Consider the following 17,448-nt stretch of genomic DNA (forward strand, 5'->3'; position numbering starts at 1 on the left):
AATAAAGGTTAGACAAGGGATGTAGTTTACAGTCTTTAGTTTGATCAAAAAGAACTATAATTTGTAGAGAATAGAAAAGATTCTTCGTTTTTTATATAGATTCTCATAAGCCAATATAAATTAACTTTACATTTTTGTATTTTGAATTCTTCGAAATCATTAATTGAAAGTTAGTCAGTGCATCGTTTTTTTAATTCTGAAATACTAGATTTTTATCTTGAATAGTTGTGAATTTATATAAGATAAGGTAGAATGAAAAGGATGAATTGAAAGGATAACACATGAACTACATTATTACTTTTTTGATCTCCATGATTCCACTGGTGGAGCTTCGTGGAGCTGTTCCCTACGCTATCTCTACCGGAATTCCTCTTTGGCAAGCCCTCCTGATCGGGGTCATTGGCAATATGCTTCCCGTCCCTATTATCTTCTTTTTCGCTCGCCATATCCTGGAATGGGGAAAAGAGAAACCTCTTATCGGGAATTTCTTTACTTGGTGTCTCAACAAGGGACATCGTGGAGGACAAAAATTAGAAGAGGCCGCAGGAGATAAGGGAATCTTTTGGGCCCTGCTCCTATTCGTCGGCATTCCTTTACCAGGAACTGGAGCTTGGACTGGAACCCTTGCCGCCTCTATTCTAGACTGGGACTTCAAACGGAGCGTCCTAGCGGTCATGTTGGGAGTCATTCTAGCAGGTCTCATCATGGGAATCCTCTCGCTCCTCTTTGGATTAGATACCTTTGCGCATTAATCATAAAAGAGGTTGGGACAAAAGTCCTAGCCTCTCAATTGTCTTTGGATTGTCGAGCAAGACGCAGTGGTTGAGTAGGCTCTACTAGGCTGATTTCATCAGCTTTTACAGCCCTACTCAACTGTGCGGAGGTGGGACGACGAAATCGAATTCTAACGAATTGCCGATTTCTGTCCCACTCTCTTTTCGTCTTGCAAAAAAAGAGGTTTCCATAGAAACCTCTTATCTTTTTATTCTTAGTTATTAAGAGCTGCTGCCATTGTAGCTGCAACTTCTGCTTCAAAGTCATTTGAAGCTTTTTCAATACCTTCACCAACTTCAAAGCGAACGAATTCAACAACTGAAGCATTTACTGATTCAAGGTAAGCTTCCACTGTCTTGCTGTCGTCCATGATGTAGACTTGTGCAAGAAGTGTGTATGCTTGGTCAACTTTAGTATTGTCGAGCATGAAGCGGTCCATTTTACCTGGGATGATTTTATCCCAGATTTTTTCTGGTTTACCTTCTGCTGCCAATTCAGCTTTAATGTCAGCTTCAGCTTGAGCGACAACTTCGTCAGTCAATTGAGCTTTAGATCCATACTTCAAGTGTGGAAGAGCTGGTTTACCAACCATTGCACGGCTTTCGTTATCTTGGTCGATCACGTGGTTCAATTGTGCCAACTCATCTTTCACGAATTGCTCATCCAATTCTTTGTATGAAAGAACAGTTGGTTTCATTGCAGCGATGTGCATTGAAATTTGTTTAGCAAGTGCTTCGTCTCCACCTTCGATAACAGAGATAACACCAATACGTCCACCGTTGTGTTGGTAAGCACCAAAGTGTTGTGCATCTGTTTTTTCAAGCAAAGCAAAACGACGGAATGAGATTTTTTCTCCGATTGTAGCAGTTGCAGATACGTATGCTGCTTCAAGAGTTTCACCTGAAGGCATTGTCAAAGCAAGAGCTTCTTCGTTGTTAGCTGGTTTACCTTCAGCGATTACTTTCGCTGTTGCGTTTACCAATTCAACGAATTGAGCGTTTTTCGCAACGAAGTCAGTTTCAGCATTTACTTCAACTACTGCTGCAACGTTACCGTTCACATAAACACCAGTCAAACCTTCAGCGGCAACACGGTCAGCTTTTTTAGCTGCTTTAGCCATACCTTTTTCGCGAAGCAATTCGATCGCTTTTTCGATATCACCTTCAACTTCAACCAATGCTTTTTTAGCGTCCATGACACCAGCACCAGATTTTTCACGCAACTCTTTAACAAGTTTAGCTGTAATTTCTGCCATTTTGTTTCTCCTATATTTTTTTAAAAATAGGAGAGCCGGGCTAAGCCCCGCCCTCCTAGGTAATTACTATTTATACGAATTAAGCGTTGTCGCCTTCAACAACTTCAACGATTTCTTCGATTGAATCTGCTTGAGTTTCAGTTGCTGCCAATTCAGCTTCAACTGATGCAACTGCATCTTCACCTTGACGTCCTTCGATAACAGCGTCAGCCATTTTCGCAGTGATCAATTTAACAGCGCGGATAGCATCATCGTTAGCTGGGATGATTACATCGATATCGTCTGGGTCAGTGTTTGTGTCGACCATCGCTACAACTGGGATACCCAATTTCTTAGCTTCTTTAACAGCGATTTGCTCTTTGTGTGGGTCAACAACGTACATTACGTCTGGGATACGAGGCATATCTTCGATACCACCCAAGAATTTTTCAAGACGAGCGCGTTGTTTGTTAAGAAGTGCAACTTCTTTCTTAGGAAGAACGTCGAAGATTCCTTCTTCTTCCATACGTTTGATTTCTTTCAAACGAGCGATACGTTTTTGGATTGTTCCCCAGTTAGTAAGGGTACCACCCAACCAACGGTGGTTGATGTAGTATTGACCTGAACGAACAGCTTCTTCAGCAACAGCTTCAGCAGCTTGTTTCTTAGTACCAACAAACAATACAACTGCATCGTTTGCAGCAGCTTCACGCATGAAGTCATATGCTTGGTCAGCGTATTTTACAGTTTGTTGCAAGTCGATAACGTGGATTCCGTTACGCTCAGTGAAGATGTACTTAGCCATCTTAGGGTTCCAGCGACGAGTTTGGTGACCGAAGTGTACACCAGCCTCAAGAAGTTGTTTCATTGAAATTACTGCCATGAGTAAATTCTCCTTTTTGTTTTTTTCTCCTCTCCCAGACGTCAGCTTGCAACACGACCACAAGGGCAACGGTGCCACAATGGTTCCGGGATGAGTATTTATTGCTTTACGCAACTTTATAAGTATAGCAGATTTAGAAGCTTTTTGCAAGTCATTTGAGAGAAATTCCTAGACTTTCCTGCTTTTCTTCAGAGCCTCCCTCCTTCCTTTATTTTTCACCACGATTCTCATTCTTTCCCTTTCATAGGTTCTTTGTCAGAAAATTTTTCTTGACCTTATCTGATTTTTAAGATAAAATAGAATATGTCGTGGCGGTATAGCCAAGTGGTAAGGCACGGCTCTGCAAAAGCTTGATCGTCGGTTCAAATCCGTCTACCGCCTTCACAAACAAATATCAATGAGCCCAGCAATGGGCTTTTTTGATACTTCAGCTGGATTGAACCTCACTTTCGCCTCTTTGGAAGTGATCGTGTTTTTCAATCATGAAAGGAAAAGATATGATGAAAAAAGTTACCTTATATGCTCTCAGCGCCCTCTCTTTGGCCATGCTCACTGCTTGCCAGCCAGCACAGAAAGAGACTCAACAAAGAAAACCTCTTGTTAGCAGCTCTAAAAAAACTTCTAAAAGCTCTAAGAGTTCTAGAAGTTCATCCTCTAAAAAGTCAACCAGCAAAAAGGATTTTTCATCAGGCTTCAAGGACGATGATTCTCATAGCTCTTCAGATTCTAACACGCGCGAGGATCCTAACTATACGATGAGCTTGATGGACCAAGGAGAATCACTAGAAGCTATCGGGGATATCCCTGAAATGCCAAAATGGGCTGCCTTCAAAGAAATTAAAGTGGAAATCCTTGTTGGAAATGAAGCTCTTGCTCCTACTTCAAAGGAAGAAGCCATCAATAAGTTAGGTCCTATTGATTCCACTTATGGTGATAATGGTTACTGGAATGGAGATGGCTATGCTATCTTGATTGATTTTAATGAAAAAGGCCAAGCTACTAACAAAATTGCAACCTTGCCTAACTCTAAAAAGGTGACGAATCTCAAGGATATTCAACCTGGAATGAAGGCTAAAGAAGTCATTGAAAAACACGGCCGTCCAGAAACTGTTTTCGTCTTTGGCTACGCGACGATCTTTACTTGGAAAGGTGAAGACGGGAAGGACTACTCTGTCGGTTTTGACAAAGAAACAGTCTTCCAAGTTTCTGAGCCTGCATAAAAATTCCCTTTCTTCGGATTTCTTTTCTGATCCTATTCAAGAGCCCTCAGTTGCTTTTCTCACCGATGGGATAGAAGCCCTTCTCATAACACACAAACCCTCCAAGACATTGGTCTTGGAGGGTTTCTTTGAATAAGAGGCGGGGACAAAAGTCCTAGCCTCTCAATTGTCTTTGAATTGTCGAGCAAGACGCAGTGGTTGAATGGGCTCTACTACGCTGATTTCATCAGCTTTTACAGCACTACTCAACTGTGCGGAGGTGGGACGACGAAATCGAATTCTAACGAATGACCGATTTCTGTCCCACTCTCTTTCATTCCTTACAATTCTGCAATTTGATTGAGGTTGACTTCTGCCACAGTGTCATTTCCAAACATGGTGATAATCATTTTCACCTTGTTGTTATCGATTTCTGTGATCTTACCAGTGTAATCTGCAAAAGCTCCATCGATGATGCGTACAGTATCTCCTACCTTCACATCAATGTTGAAATCTTGAACTGTTTGTCCCATCGAAATCAAGATGTTACGGATTTCGTCTTCCAAAAGGGGAGTTGGTTTTGAACGGTTCCCGTGTGATCCAACAAATCCAGTTACGTTTGGTGTATTCCGAACGACAAACCAAGCTTCATCCGTCATGACCATTTCTACCAAGACATAACCAGGGAAGCGATTTTCTTCGATTTCTTTTGTTTTCCCGTTCTTCTCGATTTGCACAGTTTGAGTAGGGATTTCTACACGCAAGATGTTTTCCAACATGTTATATGTTTGTGCGCGTTGAAGAAGGTTTTCCTTCACTTTGTTTTCATATCCTGAGTAGGTCTGTAGGACAAACCAGCCTTTGTCAAAACTATCCATTTTTATTTCCTTTCTTATCTACCAGAAGGAGTTCGTTTCATCACGATACTAAAAAAAGCCTTCTGGCTCTTGTTTTCCTAGCTCCATTATAACATAAAACCGGAGAAAGCAAAGAAGTTTCTCTTGTTTTTCTTCAGCAAGACAAGAAAAAAAGCATCCACATGGGACGCAGATTTATTTCTTTTTTAGAACATATCGATTAGCTTCAAAATACCTTTAGCCACTACTTGGTCAAACAAATAAATCAAAGCTACAAAAAAAGCGGTGTACTCAATTACTGAGATAAAATTTTTCCATCTTTCCTTGCGATTTGGCCAAGTCGTGTTTTTCAGCAAGACAAAAATATCTTTAAAAAATTTCACAACATTCTCCTATCTGGTTTCTTTATGAATTGTATATTTGCTACAATGTTTACAAAATTTGTTAACTTCTAGACGTTTTGGTTTTGGCGTCGCACTCAACTTGATTGAGTAGTTGCGTGATCCACAAACCGTACACGCTAGACTTGCTTTTTTTAATGCCATAACGCCTCCATTCACACCATTATAGCAAGTTTTCCACTATTTGACAAGCTCTTCTGCTCTCTGGAAGCGTATTTTGTTTGGCTTTTCTCTACGATTTGGTACAATATAGAGGATAAAGGAGAAATTATGAAAAGCGATCATCTGAAAGAAAGTAAAAACATTGAAGACCGTCGCGGGCAAAGTGGTGGAAGCTACTCATCTGGCCGCTCTGGTGGGAATTTAGGGGGTGGTATTTTACAAATCCTCCTCTCACCTGGAAGCTTCAAGAGCAAACTAATCTTGATCCTGGTCCTCATCTTTTTGAGTGGTGGAGCTGGATTGAGCGGGCTATTTGATCAAGGCCAAGCCACGCAGAACTATAACTCAGGACAAGTCACGCGCCAAAGCAATACCCAGGTGAGTGACGGAGATAGCAAATTCGTCAGTCAAGTCCTTGGAACTACTGAGGACTTCTGGGGACAAACCTTCCAAAATGAAGGGCGGACCTATCACAAGCCAACCTTGGTTTTCTATACAGGTCAAACGCGAACTGGCTGTGGGGTAGGCCAAGCATCTGCCGGTCCCTTCTACTGTCCGACAGACCAAAAGATCTATTTGGATATCAGCTTCTACAAAGAGCTAACCACCAAATACAAGGCTAGCGGAGATTTTGCCATGGCTTATGTCATCGCTCACGAAGTCGGCCACCACATCCAAAACGAATTAGGGACTCTTCAGAGTTACCAGAAAGCCATCCGAGGAAAAAGTGAGACAGAAAAAAATGCCTTAAATGTCCGTTTGGAACTTCAAGCTGACTATTATGCGGGCATGTGGGCTCGTTACATTGAAGAGCAAGGCCTCATGGAGACGGGAGATATCGAAGAAGCGCTCAATGCTGCCCACGCCGTGGGAGATGACACCCTTCAAGAACAAGCCTACGGCTACTCCGTTCCTGATAGCTTCACCCACGGGACTTCTGAACAACGGATGCGCTGGTTCAAACGTGGTTACCAATACGGCGACTTTGAACATGGAGATACCTTTAGCGTCTCTGATAAAGATTTGTAACAAACCTAAAAATAGAAGCCTTTCAGATCATCTGAAGGCTTTTTTAGCACCCTATCGACAGCTAGCTAAGCAACGAAAAATATTTAAAAAATCCTTTCCATTCAAAATCATCTTTTTTATTGAAGGGTCTCCCAGTTATTTTATGTAAATATAGTTTCTCTACAATTTAAAGAGAGTGGGACAGAAATTGGTCATTCGTTAGAATTCGATTTCGTCGTCCCACCTCCGAACAGTTGAGTAGGGCTGTAAAAGCTGATGCAATCAGCGTAGTAGAGCCCACTCAACCACTGTTTCTCGACAATCCAAAGACAATTGAGAGGCTAGGACTTTTGTCCCAGCCTCTTAACGTCTATTTTTTAGAATCCAAACCAACCTTTGAAGGTATCCCAAGCATTTTGCGCTTTTCCAGGAATATCTGCTTCATCGATTGCTTTTTTGGCATCGTCTACGATCCCTGCAGCGCGTTCTTTGACCGTATCAAAGAATCCCTTGTCCTCTTTTGGACTCTCCGTTTCTGTTTCTTGACCGACAGGAGCAATTCCATTTTCCTCGTAAGAATTTTCCTCATTGTCAAAGCTGGTTCCATCTGTATAAGGAAGGACGCTATTGGCTACATTTCGGAAGATCACTGAAGCAGTCTCTGCACTGGTTCCTGTCAAATAGTGGGTTTCATCCGTCTTAGGGAATCCTAGCCACTGGCTAATGACCACATCTGGCGTGTAACCAATGACCCACTGGTCTCCGGAAAGATCAGGGTTGAAGTCCGTTTCAGTCGTTCCTGTTTTACCAGCCATGGTATAGCCATATGGTGCTGCGTTGACACCCGTTCCGTTGGTAAAGGTTCCCAACATCATATTGGTCATTTTCCTATTGGCGGAGCTGCTGAGCACTCGTTTCGATTTTTGACTATGACTTTTCACGACCTGACCGCTAGCATTTTCAATCTTCGTAATGAGATGGGCATCATTCATCACTCCATCGTTGGCAAAGGTTCCATAGGCCTGAGCCATCTGAAGCGGATTGGTCGTCACTCCAGATCCGAGGGCTACTCCGAGAGATCTGTCCACCTTGTCCATATTGAGACCAAATTTTGTCCCGTAATCAAAGACAGTATTGAGCCCCAACTCATTGGCTGTCGCTACAGCTGGAAGGTTGAGAGATTCTGCCAAGGCTTGGTACATGGGAACGGTCGGGCTACCTTGAATGCCACCGTAGTTATCGACTGTATAACTACCGTAGACCTTGGTCGTATTGTCCAATTCTTTGTTGGTCGACCAGCCCTTGGCAACAGCTGGACTATAAACGACGAGAGGCTTAATGGTAGAACCAGGACTTCTCGCAGATTGAGTCGCATAGTTATAGCTTCTAAAGCCAGCATCTTGGTCACTGGCCACGCGTCCGACGATCGCCCGCACTCCTCCGGTCTTAGGATCCAGAGCTACGCTACCAGATTCTGCCCGCGTGCCATCTTCAGCAACTGGGAAGAGATCTACATTGTCATAGATGACCTGCATGCTGGCTTGGTAATTCTGGTCCATCTCTGTGTAGATCCGGTAACCATTCTTGATAATATCTTCTTCTGTTAGACCATATTCGTTGACAGCCTCGTTGATAACCGCATCGAAATAGGACGGGTATCGATAATCTTTTGACTTGCCTTCATAGGCATCCACCAACTGTCCATGAATGTCGACTGCAGCGGATTGATCTGCTGTGGCTTGGTCGATATAACCAGCTGCAACCATATTTTGTAGGACCGTATTACGACGATTGGTTGCGTTCTCGACTGAATAAAGGGGATTATAAATTTCTGGCCCCTTGAGCATACCAGCAAGGACAGCTGACTGATCCAAAGTCAACTCACTAGCAGAGACACCAAAATACTTCTTAGAAGCGTCTTCAATTCCCCAAACCCCATTCCCAAAATAGGCATTGTTGAGGTACATGGTCAGGATTTCTTTCTTACTATATTTTTTGTTAATCTCGAGGGCCAGGAAGAACTCCTTGGCCTTCCGCTCAACCGTCTGATCCTGAGAAAGATAGGCATTTTTGGCCAACTGCTGGGTGATTGTCGAACCCCCACCTGAACGACCGGCAGTCAAAATCGCTAGGAAGAAGCGACCGTAGTTAATCCCACTATTTTTGTAGAAACTTCGGTCTTCCGTAGCAACAACCGCATTTTGTAAGTTTTCGCTAATCGCATCTAACTCAACATAGGTCCCTTTTTGCCCCGTTAAGCTACCTGCTTGGTTCCCATCCTTATCATAGATGATTGTGGTCGCCTTGAGGGCGTTTTGCAGATCTGCTACATTGGTCGTCTTGGCTATGTAGAAAAGATAACCTCCGACGACGAGACTAAAGGTCAGCCCAATCAGTAGGAAGATCTTGGTCAAGTGATACCTGCGCCAAAAGCGTCTGATCGGATGTTGGGAGTGAGATTTTCTCCGTGAATTCTCCGACCGGCTATAGGTTGGAGCTTGCTCTTCCCCGTCCGTTGATAATTCAACCTCTTCCGCAATCTTCCTTGGTTTTTTCTCTCGTTGGAAATGACGAATCATTCCCTCCATTAATTCTTTTAATTTATTCATAGTCCCTATTTTATCACCTTCCTAACGTCTAGACAAGAAAGACCTTCGCAGAAACGGATGCTTTTAGTTTTCTTTAAGGTTGCCATCAAGTATACTCTAGAGCGGGTTTTAGCAACTTCTTCCTCCTCTCCTTTTCCTCCTTCTCATCTTTTCTTTTCCCTTGCTTTCTGATACAATAACACTATGCAGTATACTATAACGATACCAAGTGCCTTGCCCGCTATGACGGTCAAAGAGGCCCTTGAAGATTATTTTCTCATCCCACGAAAGATTCGTCATTTTTTGCGAACCAAAAAACATGTCCAAGTCAATGGGGAGACCGTCCACTGGCAATCGATGCTTGAAGCGGGTGACCAACTCACCCTCACCTTTGATCCGGAAGATTATGAAGAAAAGGATCTCTTGACAGGGGATGCTAGCCTGGTCGAAACCCTCTATGAAGATGAGCACCTCATCATCGTAAACAAGCCGGAAGGCATGAAAACACACGCCAATCAACCAGATGAAATCGCCCTTCTTAATCATGTCTCCACTTATGTTGGGAAGACCTGTTATGTCGTTCATCGCTTGGACAAGGAAACCAGTGGAGCTCTTGTCTTTGCCAAGAATCCCTTTGTTTTACCCGTCCTGAATCGGCTGCTAGAAGATAAGAAAATTCAACGAGACTATTGGGCTCTAATCTTAGGCACCTTACCCAAAAAGCAACTGATTTATAAGGACAAATTAGGCCGTGATCGCCATGATCGACGCAAGCGTATTGTCGATCCTCGAAAGGGCCTCTATGCGGAAACCCATGTGACTAGCTTAAAGACTTTCAAGCGCACCAGCTTAGTCAACTGTCAGCTCCAGACAGGTCGCACCCACCAGATCCGCGTCCACCTCTCTCACCATGGCCATCCAATCGTGGGAGACCCTCTCTATAACCCCGAGAGAGCTCCTCGTCTCATGCTCCATGCCCACCGCTTGCGGCTTACCCATCCCTTCACCTTAGAGAAAATTCAAGTTGAGGCCACGTCTCCAAGTTTTGAGAAAGGCTTAAAAGAGCAAACGTCTCCATAGAGCAAAACTCCTGATGTTTCTATTCTAGTGGACTAGAAGAATCTTCCTAAATGACTAAAAATAAAAGTCATTTTTTGAAAATCATCTAGCTGTTTTATGTAAAAAGAAAGTTTGTCTACATCTAAAAGAGGCTAGGACTTTTGTCCTAGCCTCTCAATTGTCTTTGGATTGTCGAGCAAGACGCAGTGGTTGAGTGGGCTCTACTACGCTGATTTCATCAGCTTTTACAGCCCTACTCAACTGTGCGGAGGTGGGACGACGAAATCGAATTCTAACGAATTACCGATTTCTGTCCCACTCTCTTTCTGTTATTTCTACATCAGTCCTATTCCGTCGTTTCTTCACTTGCGACTGGACTGGCTTCTGTTTTTTCTGACTCTGGTGATGGGGTCTGAACAGGATCTGAAGCCTCTTCCTTATTTTGGCTAGGATCGCTTGTAGCAGGACTTTGAGGGGCTGGGTCTGCTTTGTCTGCTTCCGCCACTACTGTCGATGGAGCTGCTAGCAATTCATCTCGAAGAACTTGAATCGCTTGTAGCAAGGCTTTCTTGTCGCTCCTTGGATCAGCTAGTTGATCAAAGAGAGCTTCTAAGCGTTCAAACTGAGCATCACTGGCTCCTTTTTCGGCCAATTGTTGGTGGAGAGCGATCAACTGGTTATAAATCTCTTGATAGAGGGCCACATCTCCAAGTTGAGGTTCCTCTGTTTTCTTTTGCTTTTGTTGTTCAATCGTTTCACCAACTTCACGCAAAAGACTTTTTCCTGCAGTCAAGGCCTTGTCAGCATCGGGCTCTTGCTGTACCTGTTCCAAACGTTCTTCAAAGGCAGGACGCTTGCTTTCTTCTACTTGTGGCAAAAGAGAGCTGATTTGTTCCAAAAGGGTTGTCAAGAGACTAGAGCGTTGACGGGACTCTGTCTTTTCATCCAAGTCACCATAGACCCCTTTGAGGAAGTCGTAAACAGCTAGGTTATAGGACGGAGCATCTCCTCCCTTTTGATCTAGAACTGTTTTTTCGATTGGATAGGTTGGAGCATTTTCCTGGGACAGTAGCTGGTCAATCGCTTGCTTAGCTTGGTAAAGTTCCATGAAATGGGCTTTTGAGTCCCAAGCTTCTTCAAAGGCTTGAGCCCGGTAAAGCTTCAAAGCAAGGTCTGATGCTGTCGCCCGTAATTCCGGTGTCAAACGCGCATCACTTAAACTTTGGTAGAAATACTTGAGGTAGTCCACCGAAGTCACACCAGTCCGATCTTGCATCTCCTGAATAGCTTGCAACAATTTTCCTTCTTGCTCCAATCGTTGGCTATCTTTAGCTGTATAGGCTTCCTGCAACTGAGAAACCAGGCTTTCTTTCTTGAGTTGGAAGGCTTCGGTATCTAGCAATCGAACCTGCTCCAACAATTCCTGGTAGCGACGGTCCAAGGCCGTCTCTTCTTTCGGTTTGACTTCCTGGGTCGCATGAATATATTCCTTGTCAACTTGCTCAAGACTCGCCAAGTACCCTGCTGTTGAATTGCTTGGGAAGTTTTTAACAGTTTCTAAGAATTGACCCAAGTTCAACTCAATCCGTCTTTGTTGCAGAGGGTCTGAAGCGTACAAAGTCCGACTTTCTGCTAGGAGTTGGTTGACTTTGTCCTCTACAGCTTTCTGATCCAAGTCACCTTTCTGGTAAGCTGCTTGGATGGTCGGCAGACGGTGAGCCAAGTAGTCCGCCAAGCCTGCTGAGCGCACCTTGATATAGTGGTTATGGTCCCCATGCGGAATGACAAACTGACCATTCTCGATTTGCATCGTATAAGGGGAAATACCAGAGCGAAGTGCTGTTGCATAGAGCTCGTTGATAAAGTCTAGCTCAGGATTTCCTGTTTCAAGTGGAATCCGGACATGTTCCTTCCGAACTGCATAAGGGTGGATATGGGTTGGATCGTATTCTTGGTCTGGATTGTTAAAGACAAAGAAACCATTGGAAATCTTGATAGCTTCCCGAGGGACGCCGTAAGTCTGGCTAATGTACTGAATTTTTTCTTCATCCGAAGCATCTCGCGAATAGGTCGCTACATCATCTGTCAGTGGTTGTCCCTTGTCTTCTTCCTTCTTACCAGCTAACACTGCCTCTGCAGCTGCGATCTCTTGAGGAGAGAGATCCTTCTTGTAGAAGTAATGGGCATGGTCTCCGTGAGCGACCATATAGCCCTCGTCATCCTTGCTGATGACATGGTCTGCATGGAATCCATGATCGTGCTCATGGGCCTGTTCGCCTTCATGATGATGATCATGATCGGCTTCATGGTCCTCATGGTCATGCTTGTGATGAGGATCTTCCTTCTCATGGTCGTGGTCCTGATTGACTGGTTTTGTGTCTGGGCTTGAAGGTTGAGTTGGACTCTCTTCTTTTGTGATACTTCCACCTTGTGTACGGGATAGTTGGAACTGTCGTGCCAACTCCCGCTCTAAAGGCGAAAGGAGACTATAAGGGATGAAATGGAAATGATCCCCATGAGGATAAACTACCCCTTGATCTGTCCATTTGGTAATCTTACTTGGATCAAAAACAGAACCATCCGACTCAACATGGCGCTCTGAAAGCGGGGTATGCTGCAACTCTTTCTGTAGGCTTTCCAGACTTCGCCCTTCTGTCGTCACTGTTGGATGGGGAAGAGGAGTGGAGAGCGCTGGAGTGACAGGTGCTGGAATCGGTTGATTCGGATTAACCGGTGCAGTTAACTGGATAGAAGGGGGCAATACAGGTTTTACCTCATTTTTCCCCCCTCTACCATTTAAGATAGATAAGGCAGCAGCTAATTCTCCAGCTGATAAAGCGCTCTTCGGAATAAAGTGGTAATGTCCCCCATGAGGCACGATAAAGCCATCTCCTGTATCAGAAATCACATCCCCAGGATGGAAGACATAGCCGTCATCTGTCCGATAACCACCTTGGCCAGGCTTGACTCCTGCTGTCAGACTAGCCACCGTTTTTCCTTCTTGTAAAGCTTGACTCGGCTGACTAAAGTCTCGAGTTTTTCCAGCTTTTTGAGAGGGTTCTGTCGCAGCTGACACAAACTCCCCATTTTTCTGTTGGGCAATTTCCTCCACCGAACGGACATTCAGCGTATGTTTCGGATCGGTTAGGTAGAGGTAGTAGGTCCCATCCTTCTTGATAATATAGCCATCTCGCACCTGTGTGACAATATCCGATTGTTGCAGTTGGTAAGTGGGATCACGTAAAATCAGCTCCTCACTAAAAATCGCATCGTAAGGGACTTTGCCGTTGTAGTAATGGAAATGATCTCCATGGGAAGTCACAAAGCCCTCATCCGTAATTTTAACCACAATCTGCTCTGCCTGGATCTTTTCCTTCGAATTGACGGTTTCAATGCTTTCTTCCTGCTTGTTTGAGCGGCTATCTGACTTTTTCTTGTCTCCTTGTAAATACTGCACCTGATTCTGATTCTTTTTGTCTTCCTTGACTGGTGCTTGCTGACTTAAGGCATAGGCGCACAAACCCAAACCTAAGGTTGCTACTAATCCAATTGTTGCTTTTTTCTTCATTTCTTTTTACTCACTCCTGTAATTCTTTCGCTAGACTAGCCATATTTTCTTCTAAGTTTTCTAAGAGATCTTTATTATTTTCCGGATCCGCTTCGAGAGGATCTAACACCTTCACTTTTGCCCCTGTCGCTTTGGCAATGCTATCGGCCACCTTGGACGAGGTATGCTTCTCCACAAAGATCGTCTGAACTTGATAATCCTTGACAAACTGCTGAATCTCAGCCAATTGACGGGCTGTTGGTTCCTGCTCAGGCGAGATCCCTGCGATTCCTAATTGTTTCAGACCAAAACGCTTGGCTAGATAAGAGAAGGCTGTATGTTGGGTCACAAAGGTCTTTTGTGCCGCTTTTTCAAAGAGAGGCTGGTATTTAGCCACCAAAGCCTCACAGCGTTTTTCAAGTTTTTGGGCATTGGCCTCATAATAACTTCTGTTCTCTGGATCAATATTTCCCAATTCTTGGGCGATGATCTTCCCTTCTTCAGCGATTTTCAGTGGATCCATCCAAGTATGAGGGTCATACAAGTTTTTTGCATCCTTTCCTTCCGTATCCTCAATATCCTCTAATCCAGCAACCTTATCCAATTCCATTCCTTTGCTGGCTTCGATAACTCGCAGTTTCGAGTCTTGCAAGCTAGGGTCTAGACGCCCGGCCCAAGATTCGAGTGTGTGAGAATGGTAGACAAAGACATCCGCGTCATAGATCTGGGCTGTCTCCTTGGCCGAAGGTTCGTAATCATGAATCCCAGCACCTGACTGAACCATCCAGACCTCGTTTCGATCGCCTGAAATTTCCTTAACCAGGGAATAGACAGGATAGAAACTCGTCACAATTTTGAGTCCCTTTTTCGTTGGGCCAGCTCCAGAACTTCTCTGGCTTCCACAAGCCACCAACAACAAGAGGCAGATGAATCCAATTCCTAAGACTCTTAGTTTTCTCCCAAACATGTATAATCCCTTTCTTTTTCTTAATCGGTTTATTAAACAGTTAATTAACTAGTTAATAATAACGCTTATTTTTTAGTTTGTCAAGATTTTTTTGTATTTTTGATCACACAGAAAAAAGAGGCCCCTGAGGGCTTCGTCAATTCTCTCGATTAGTTAAATAATTGTTGATCAAGAAATGCGCTTATTTTTTCTTCTTTTTAAAAAGATAAGCTGCACCGCTTGCTACTACAAAGGCTAATACCAAGCTAATCAAGGAGATGGTGGTACCAGTGCTTGGAAAGAAACCAATCTTCTTACCTGGTTTCTTAGACCCTGGTGTAACTGGTTTTGTAGGTTCATGTTTATTGGTTAGAACAACATTACCTTGACCATCATCTATATCCGTCACTTGGTAACCTGTTGAAACATCTACTCTTCGACCGTGTAGGTGGTAGCTTTACCCTTGACAATTTTGTCTAAGTCCGCAAAGAATCTAAAAAACCAGCCCCTTCATAGAGCTGGTTGTCTTTCTATTATAGAAAAGTCCTTAGGCAAAAATGCTGAAATCCTTATTTGTTATTTATAACGTGGTGTAGCAAATCCTCGGATATTCCCGTGTCCGATACGGTAAACATTGCGTTTTACGGTTCCAACATCACCTGAATTTCCTTCGATTGTGTGAATAAATCCATTTTCGACACGTTCTACAATTCCAATATGGTCTGCAAAACCGTCATTCGACTGAGAATATTCATCCCAGTTAAAGGTAATGATGTCCCCTGACTTTGGTGTAGAGGCCCCATTTTCATTCCAAATACCCAAACGTTTAAAAATTTGGATATGGCGCTCTACGCCACACTCACGACCAATCAAATGACTAAGTCCTTCGCGTTGGAAGACTGTTGTGACAAAAACATCGCACCAATCATCAGAATTTTTTACAGCGTATCCAACTGGTAGGGGATGTACGCTATTATAATCCTTGACCAATTGAAGATGGGCTGCGCTTCCGCTACGAACACCGACAAGACTTGCTGCAGCTCGTAAAATACGATCTCGTTGACCATTAGAAACATGAGGATTGTATGCTGTTTGATCAACTGTATCACGAGGTGAAAGAGCTGTTTGACCCAGGTTAAAACCTTCCACTCCACCATCCACATAGTCCACATAGACGTGCGTTGTATAGTTCCCTTTCTGGTATTGGTGATTCACTGCAGAGACCTGTACTTCGGTATGCATACCAGAAGGTGCTGTAGAATACCAGTAGAGATTTTCTTGATGAACTTGAGACCAAACAGCAACACGGATGTACTTAATCTGACGCCCTTGAGATGCCTGATCCACCGCTACCGTATAAGTACCGTTATTCGAGTTCACATCCTTGATGTAGGTCTGTGTTTTGGTCTTAGCATTACGGAATTCAACGTCTGTAGTTGTCCCACCAACACCGACTCGTGTGCCATCATTCTGAATGTAGTATAGGTGAACAAAGTACTTCCCAGTGGAATTTTTATGGTCACTAGCCTTCACAGAAATCTTGTAGTCTCCGTTTGCTTGACGAGTCGCTTCGTACCAACGGATATCATCTTGACCATCCTTATCAGACCAAGTTGGAACTTGAACAGTCCGCACGCCTTTAGGGCTGTAAACATCCTTAATGACGACGTCAAAGGTTCCCGTATCCTTGTTGTTGTTTTGAATAATAAGGTTGCCACTTGGATAGGATTGACGCACTTCCGTCGTGGTTTCGGTGATGTAGTTTCGTTGGTTGCCATTGTCCACATAGTAGACATGGACATTATACTTACCGGTGTCATTCTTATGTTCAGATGCCTTAATGGTTGCACGATAGCTACCATCAGCTTGCTTAGTTGCCTTATGCCAGATGAGGTCATCTTGCCAGTTTTGATTTGACCAGGTCGGAATCAAGACTTCCTTCAAGCCGTTTGGCGCTACAACATTACGAACCACAGCGTCAAACGTGCCAGTCGAAGCATTATTATTTTCAATCGTTACTGTACCACTTGGATAGGATTGACGCACTTCCGTCGTGGTTTCGGTGATGTAGTTTCGTTGGTTGCCATTGTCCACATAGTAGACATGGACATTATACTTACCGGTGTCATTCTTATGTTCAGATGCCTTAATGGTTGCACGATAGCTACCATCAGCTTGCTTAGTTGCCTTATGCCAGATNAGGTCATCTTGCCAGTTTTGATTTGACCAGGTCGGAATCAAGACTTCCTTTAAGCCAGTTGGGGACACTACATTGCGAACAACTGCATCAAAGGTTCCTGTGACTTCGTTGTTATTTTCTATACTTAAATCCCCTTGAGGACGACTTAGAGTACTAACTGTACGGCCAGACGGAGCCTTGGAACCAGCACTATAGAAAGTAGTGGTCCCCGTTACTGGTTTTGAAGTTGACTCAGAGGATGGGGCAGATTGTTCTGCTGAAATAGGCTTTGTTTCTACTGGTTCGTCTACCTTCGTAACTTCTGAGCTAGTAACTGGAAGCTCTGTTACTGGGGCTGGCGCCACATATTGATGAGTCCCTTCTTCTTGCTTTTCCTCGACAACTGGTGCTGAACTAGCTTGTGTCGTTACTGCTTCACTTTCAGTGATTGCCGATTCTTTCACTCCCACTTCATCGGCATGGGCAACTTGAACTGAGGCAGCTAGCAATACAGCTGCACTGGCAAAATAAATGAAATCCTTTTTTCTCATTTTCATTCCTTTAATCATATTTTATCCCTCCTATTTTAGCATACCGAGAGGGATTCGAAA

The 17,448-nt window shown here is 43.8% G+C and carries 14 protein-coding genes and 1 tRNA gene; 5 read left to right on the top strand and 10 right to left on the bottom strand.

The genetic code is table 11. The features are described 5' to 3' along the window. Positions 1-281 precede the first annotated feature (281 nt). On the top strand, positions 282-752 hold the full coding sequence (locus D8785_RS04665) for a COG2426 family protein (RefSeq protein WP_125374640.1): 471 nt from the start codon (positions 282-284) through the stop codon (positions 750-752). A 236-nt stretch (positions 753-988) separates the two neighbouring features. Here the strand turns inward: D8785_RS04665 and tsf are convergent, their stop codons facing one another. After that, positions 989-2,029, bottom strand: a complete 1,041-nt coding sequence (tsf, locus tag D8785_RS04675; protein ID WP_125374641.1) for a translation elongation factor Ts — start codon at positions 2,027-2,029, stop codon at positions 989-991. A gap of 79 nt (positions 2,030-2,108) precedes the next feature. Next, positions 2,109-2,891, bottom strand: a complete 783-nt coding sequence (rpsB, locus tag D8785_RS04680; protein ID WP_048716695.1) for a 30S ribosomal protein S2 — start codon at positions 2,889-2,891, stop codon at positions 2,109-2,111. 310 nt (positions 2,892-3,201) lie between these two features. Here rpsB and D8785_RS04685 point away from each other — a divergent pair. Continuing rightward, positions 3,202-3,272 (top strand) — tRNA-Cys (locus tag D8785_RS04685). Between the two features lie 116 nt (positions 3,273-3,388). Beyond that, positions 3,389-4,111 carry a hypothetical protein gene (locus D8785_RS04690; RefSeq protein ID WP_260469866.1) on the top strand — a complete coding sequence of 241 codons (723 nt, stop codon included), beginning with the start codon at positions 3,389-3,391 and terminating at the stop codon, positions 4,109-4,111. Positions 4,112-4,431: 320 nt separating this feature from the next. Here the strand turns inward: D8785_RS04690 and nusG are convergent, their stop codons facing one another. The 3 genes from nusG to rpmG form a co-directional block, all read right to left on the bottom strand. Next, on the bottom strand, positions 4,432-4,968 hold the full coding sequence (gene nusG / locus D8785_RS04700) for a transcription termination/antitermination protein NusG (RefSeq protein WP_006595435.1): 537 nt from the start codon (positions 4,966-4,968) through the stop codon (positions 4,432-4,434). A gap of 185 nt (positions 4,969-5,153) precedes the next feature. Further along, positions 5,154-5,330: a preprotein translocase subunit SecE gene (secE, locus tag D8785_RS04705; protein WP_006595434.1), complete on the bottom strand. Its 177-nt coding sequence runs from the start codon at positions 5,328-5,330 to the stop codon at positions 5,154-5,156. A gap of 9 nt (positions 5,331-5,339) precedes the next feature. Further along, on the bottom strand, positions 5,340-5,492 hold the full coding sequence (rpmG, locus tag D8785_RS04710) for a 50S ribosomal protein L33 (RefSeq protein WP_006595433.1): 153 nt from the start codon (positions 5,490-5,492) through the stop codon (positions 5,340-5,342). A gap of 126 nt (positions 5,493-5,618) precedes the next feature. Here rpmG and ypfJ point away from each other — a divergent pair, with 126 nt between their 5' ends. Continuing rightward, positions 5,619-6,539, top strand: coding sequence for a KPN_02809 family neutral zinc metallopeptidase (ypfJ, locus tag D8785_RS04715; protein ID WP_125374642.1), 921 nt, complete (start codon positions 5,619-5,621; stop codon positions 6,537-6,539). A 356-nt stretch (positions 6,540-6,895) separates the two neighbouring features. Here ypfJ and pbp2a read toward each other — a convergent pair whose 3' ends face one another. Continuing rightward, on the bottom strand, positions 6,896-9,127 hold the full coding sequence (gene pbp2a / locus D8785_RS04720; RefSeq protein WP_125374643.1) for a penicillin-binding protein PBP2A: 2,232 nt from the start codon (positions 9,125-9,127) through the stop codon (positions 6,896-6,898). A 183-nt stretch (positions 9,128-9,310) separates the two neighbouring features. Here pbp2a and D8785_RS04725 point away from each other — a divergent pair, with 183 nt between their 5' ends. Continuing rightward, on the top strand, positions 9,311-10,186 hold the full coding sequence (locus tag D8785_RS04725; RefSeq protein ID WP_185759618.1) for an RluA family pseudouridine synthase: 876 nt from the start codon (positions 9,311-9,313) through the stop codon (positions 10,184-10,186). Between the two features lie 325 nt (positions 10,187-10,511). Here D8785_RS04725 and D8785_RS04735 read toward each other — a convergent pair whose 3' ends face one another. From D8785_RS04735 to D8785_RS04750, 4 genes are all read right to left on the bottom strand, one after another. Continuing rightward, the gene (locus D8785_RS04735; RefSeq protein ID WP_125374644.1) at positions 10,512-13,733 is read right to left on the bottom strand and encodes a pneumococcal-type histidine triad protein; all 3,222 of its coding nucleotides are present in this window, start codon (positions 13,731-13,733) and stop codon (positions 10,512-10,514) included. 10 nt (positions 13,734-13,743) lie between these two features. Beyond that, positions 13,744-14,679, bottom strand: coding sequence for a metal ABC transporter solute-binding protein, Zn/Mn family (locus tag D8785_RS04740; protein WP_125374645.1), 936 nt, complete (start codon positions 14,677-14,679; stop codon positions 13,744-13,746). 181 nt (positions 14,680-14,860) lie between these two features. After that, positions 14,861-15,067, bottom strand: a complete 207-nt coding sequence (locus D8785_RS04745) for an LPXTG cell wall anchor domain-containing protein (protein WP_260469867.1) — start codon at positions 15,065-15,067, stop codon at positions 14,861-14,863. A 167-nt stretch (positions 15,068-15,234) separates the two neighbouring features. Then, a complete protein-coding gene (locus tag D8785_RS04750; RefSeq protein ID WP_125374726.1) occupies positions 15,235-17,388 on the bottom strand; it encodes a GBS Bsp-like repeat-containing protein in 2,154 nt (717 codons plus the stop codon). Positions 17,389-17,448: the final 60 nt, after the last annotated feature.

It is taken from the genome of Streptococcus australis (genome assembly GCF_003943615.1).
In the GTDB taxonomy this organism is placed as follows: Bacteria; Bacillota; Bacilli; order Lactobacillales; family Streptococcaceae; genus Streptococcus; species Streptococcus australis_C.

Bases quoted from the DNA above. Each gene is read 5' to 3' on its own strand.
- D8785_RS04665 (WP_125374640.1), top strand. From the start codon at position 282: ATGAACTACATTATTACTTTTTTGATCTCCATGATTCCACTGGTGGAG.
- tsf (WP_125374641.1), bottom strand. From the start codon at position 2,029: ATGGCAGAAATTACAGCTAAACTTGTTAAAGAGTTGCGTGAAAAATCT.
- rpsB (WP_048716695.1), bottom strand. From the start codon at position 2,891: ATGGCAGTAATTTCAATGAAACAACTTCTTGAGGCTGGTGTACACTTC.
- D8785_RS04690 (WP_260469866.1), top strand. From the start codon at position 3,389: ATGATGAAAAAAGTTACCTTATATGCTCTCAGCGCCCTCTCTTTGGCC.
- nusG (WP_006595435.1), bottom strand. From the start codon at position 4,968: ATGGATAGTTTTGACAAAGGCTGGTTTGTCCTACAGACCTACTCAGGA.
- rpmG (WP_006595433.1), bottom strand. From the start codon at position 5,492: ATGGCATTAAAAAAAGCAAGTCTAGCGTGTACGGTTTGTGGATCACGC.
- ypfJ (WP_125374642.1), top strand. From the start codon at position 5,619: ATGAAAAGCGATCATCTGAAAGAAAGTAAAAACATTGAAGACCGTCGC.
- pbp2a (WP_125374643.1), bottom strand. From the start codon at position 9,127: ATGAATAAATTAAAAGAATTAATGGAGGGAATGATTCGTCATTTCCAA.
- D8785_RS04725 (WP_185759618.1), top strand. From the start codon at position 9,311: ATGCAGTATACTATAACGATACCAAGTGCCTTGCCCGCTATGACGGTC.
- D8785_RS04735 (WP_125374644.1), bottom strand. From the start codon at position 13,733: ATGAAGAAAAAAGCAACAATTGGATTAGTAGCAACCTTAGGTTTGGGT.
- D8785_RS04740 (WP_125374645.1), bottom strand. From the start codon at position 14,679: ATGTTTGGGAGAAAACTAAGAGTCTTAGGAATTGGATTCATCTGCCTC.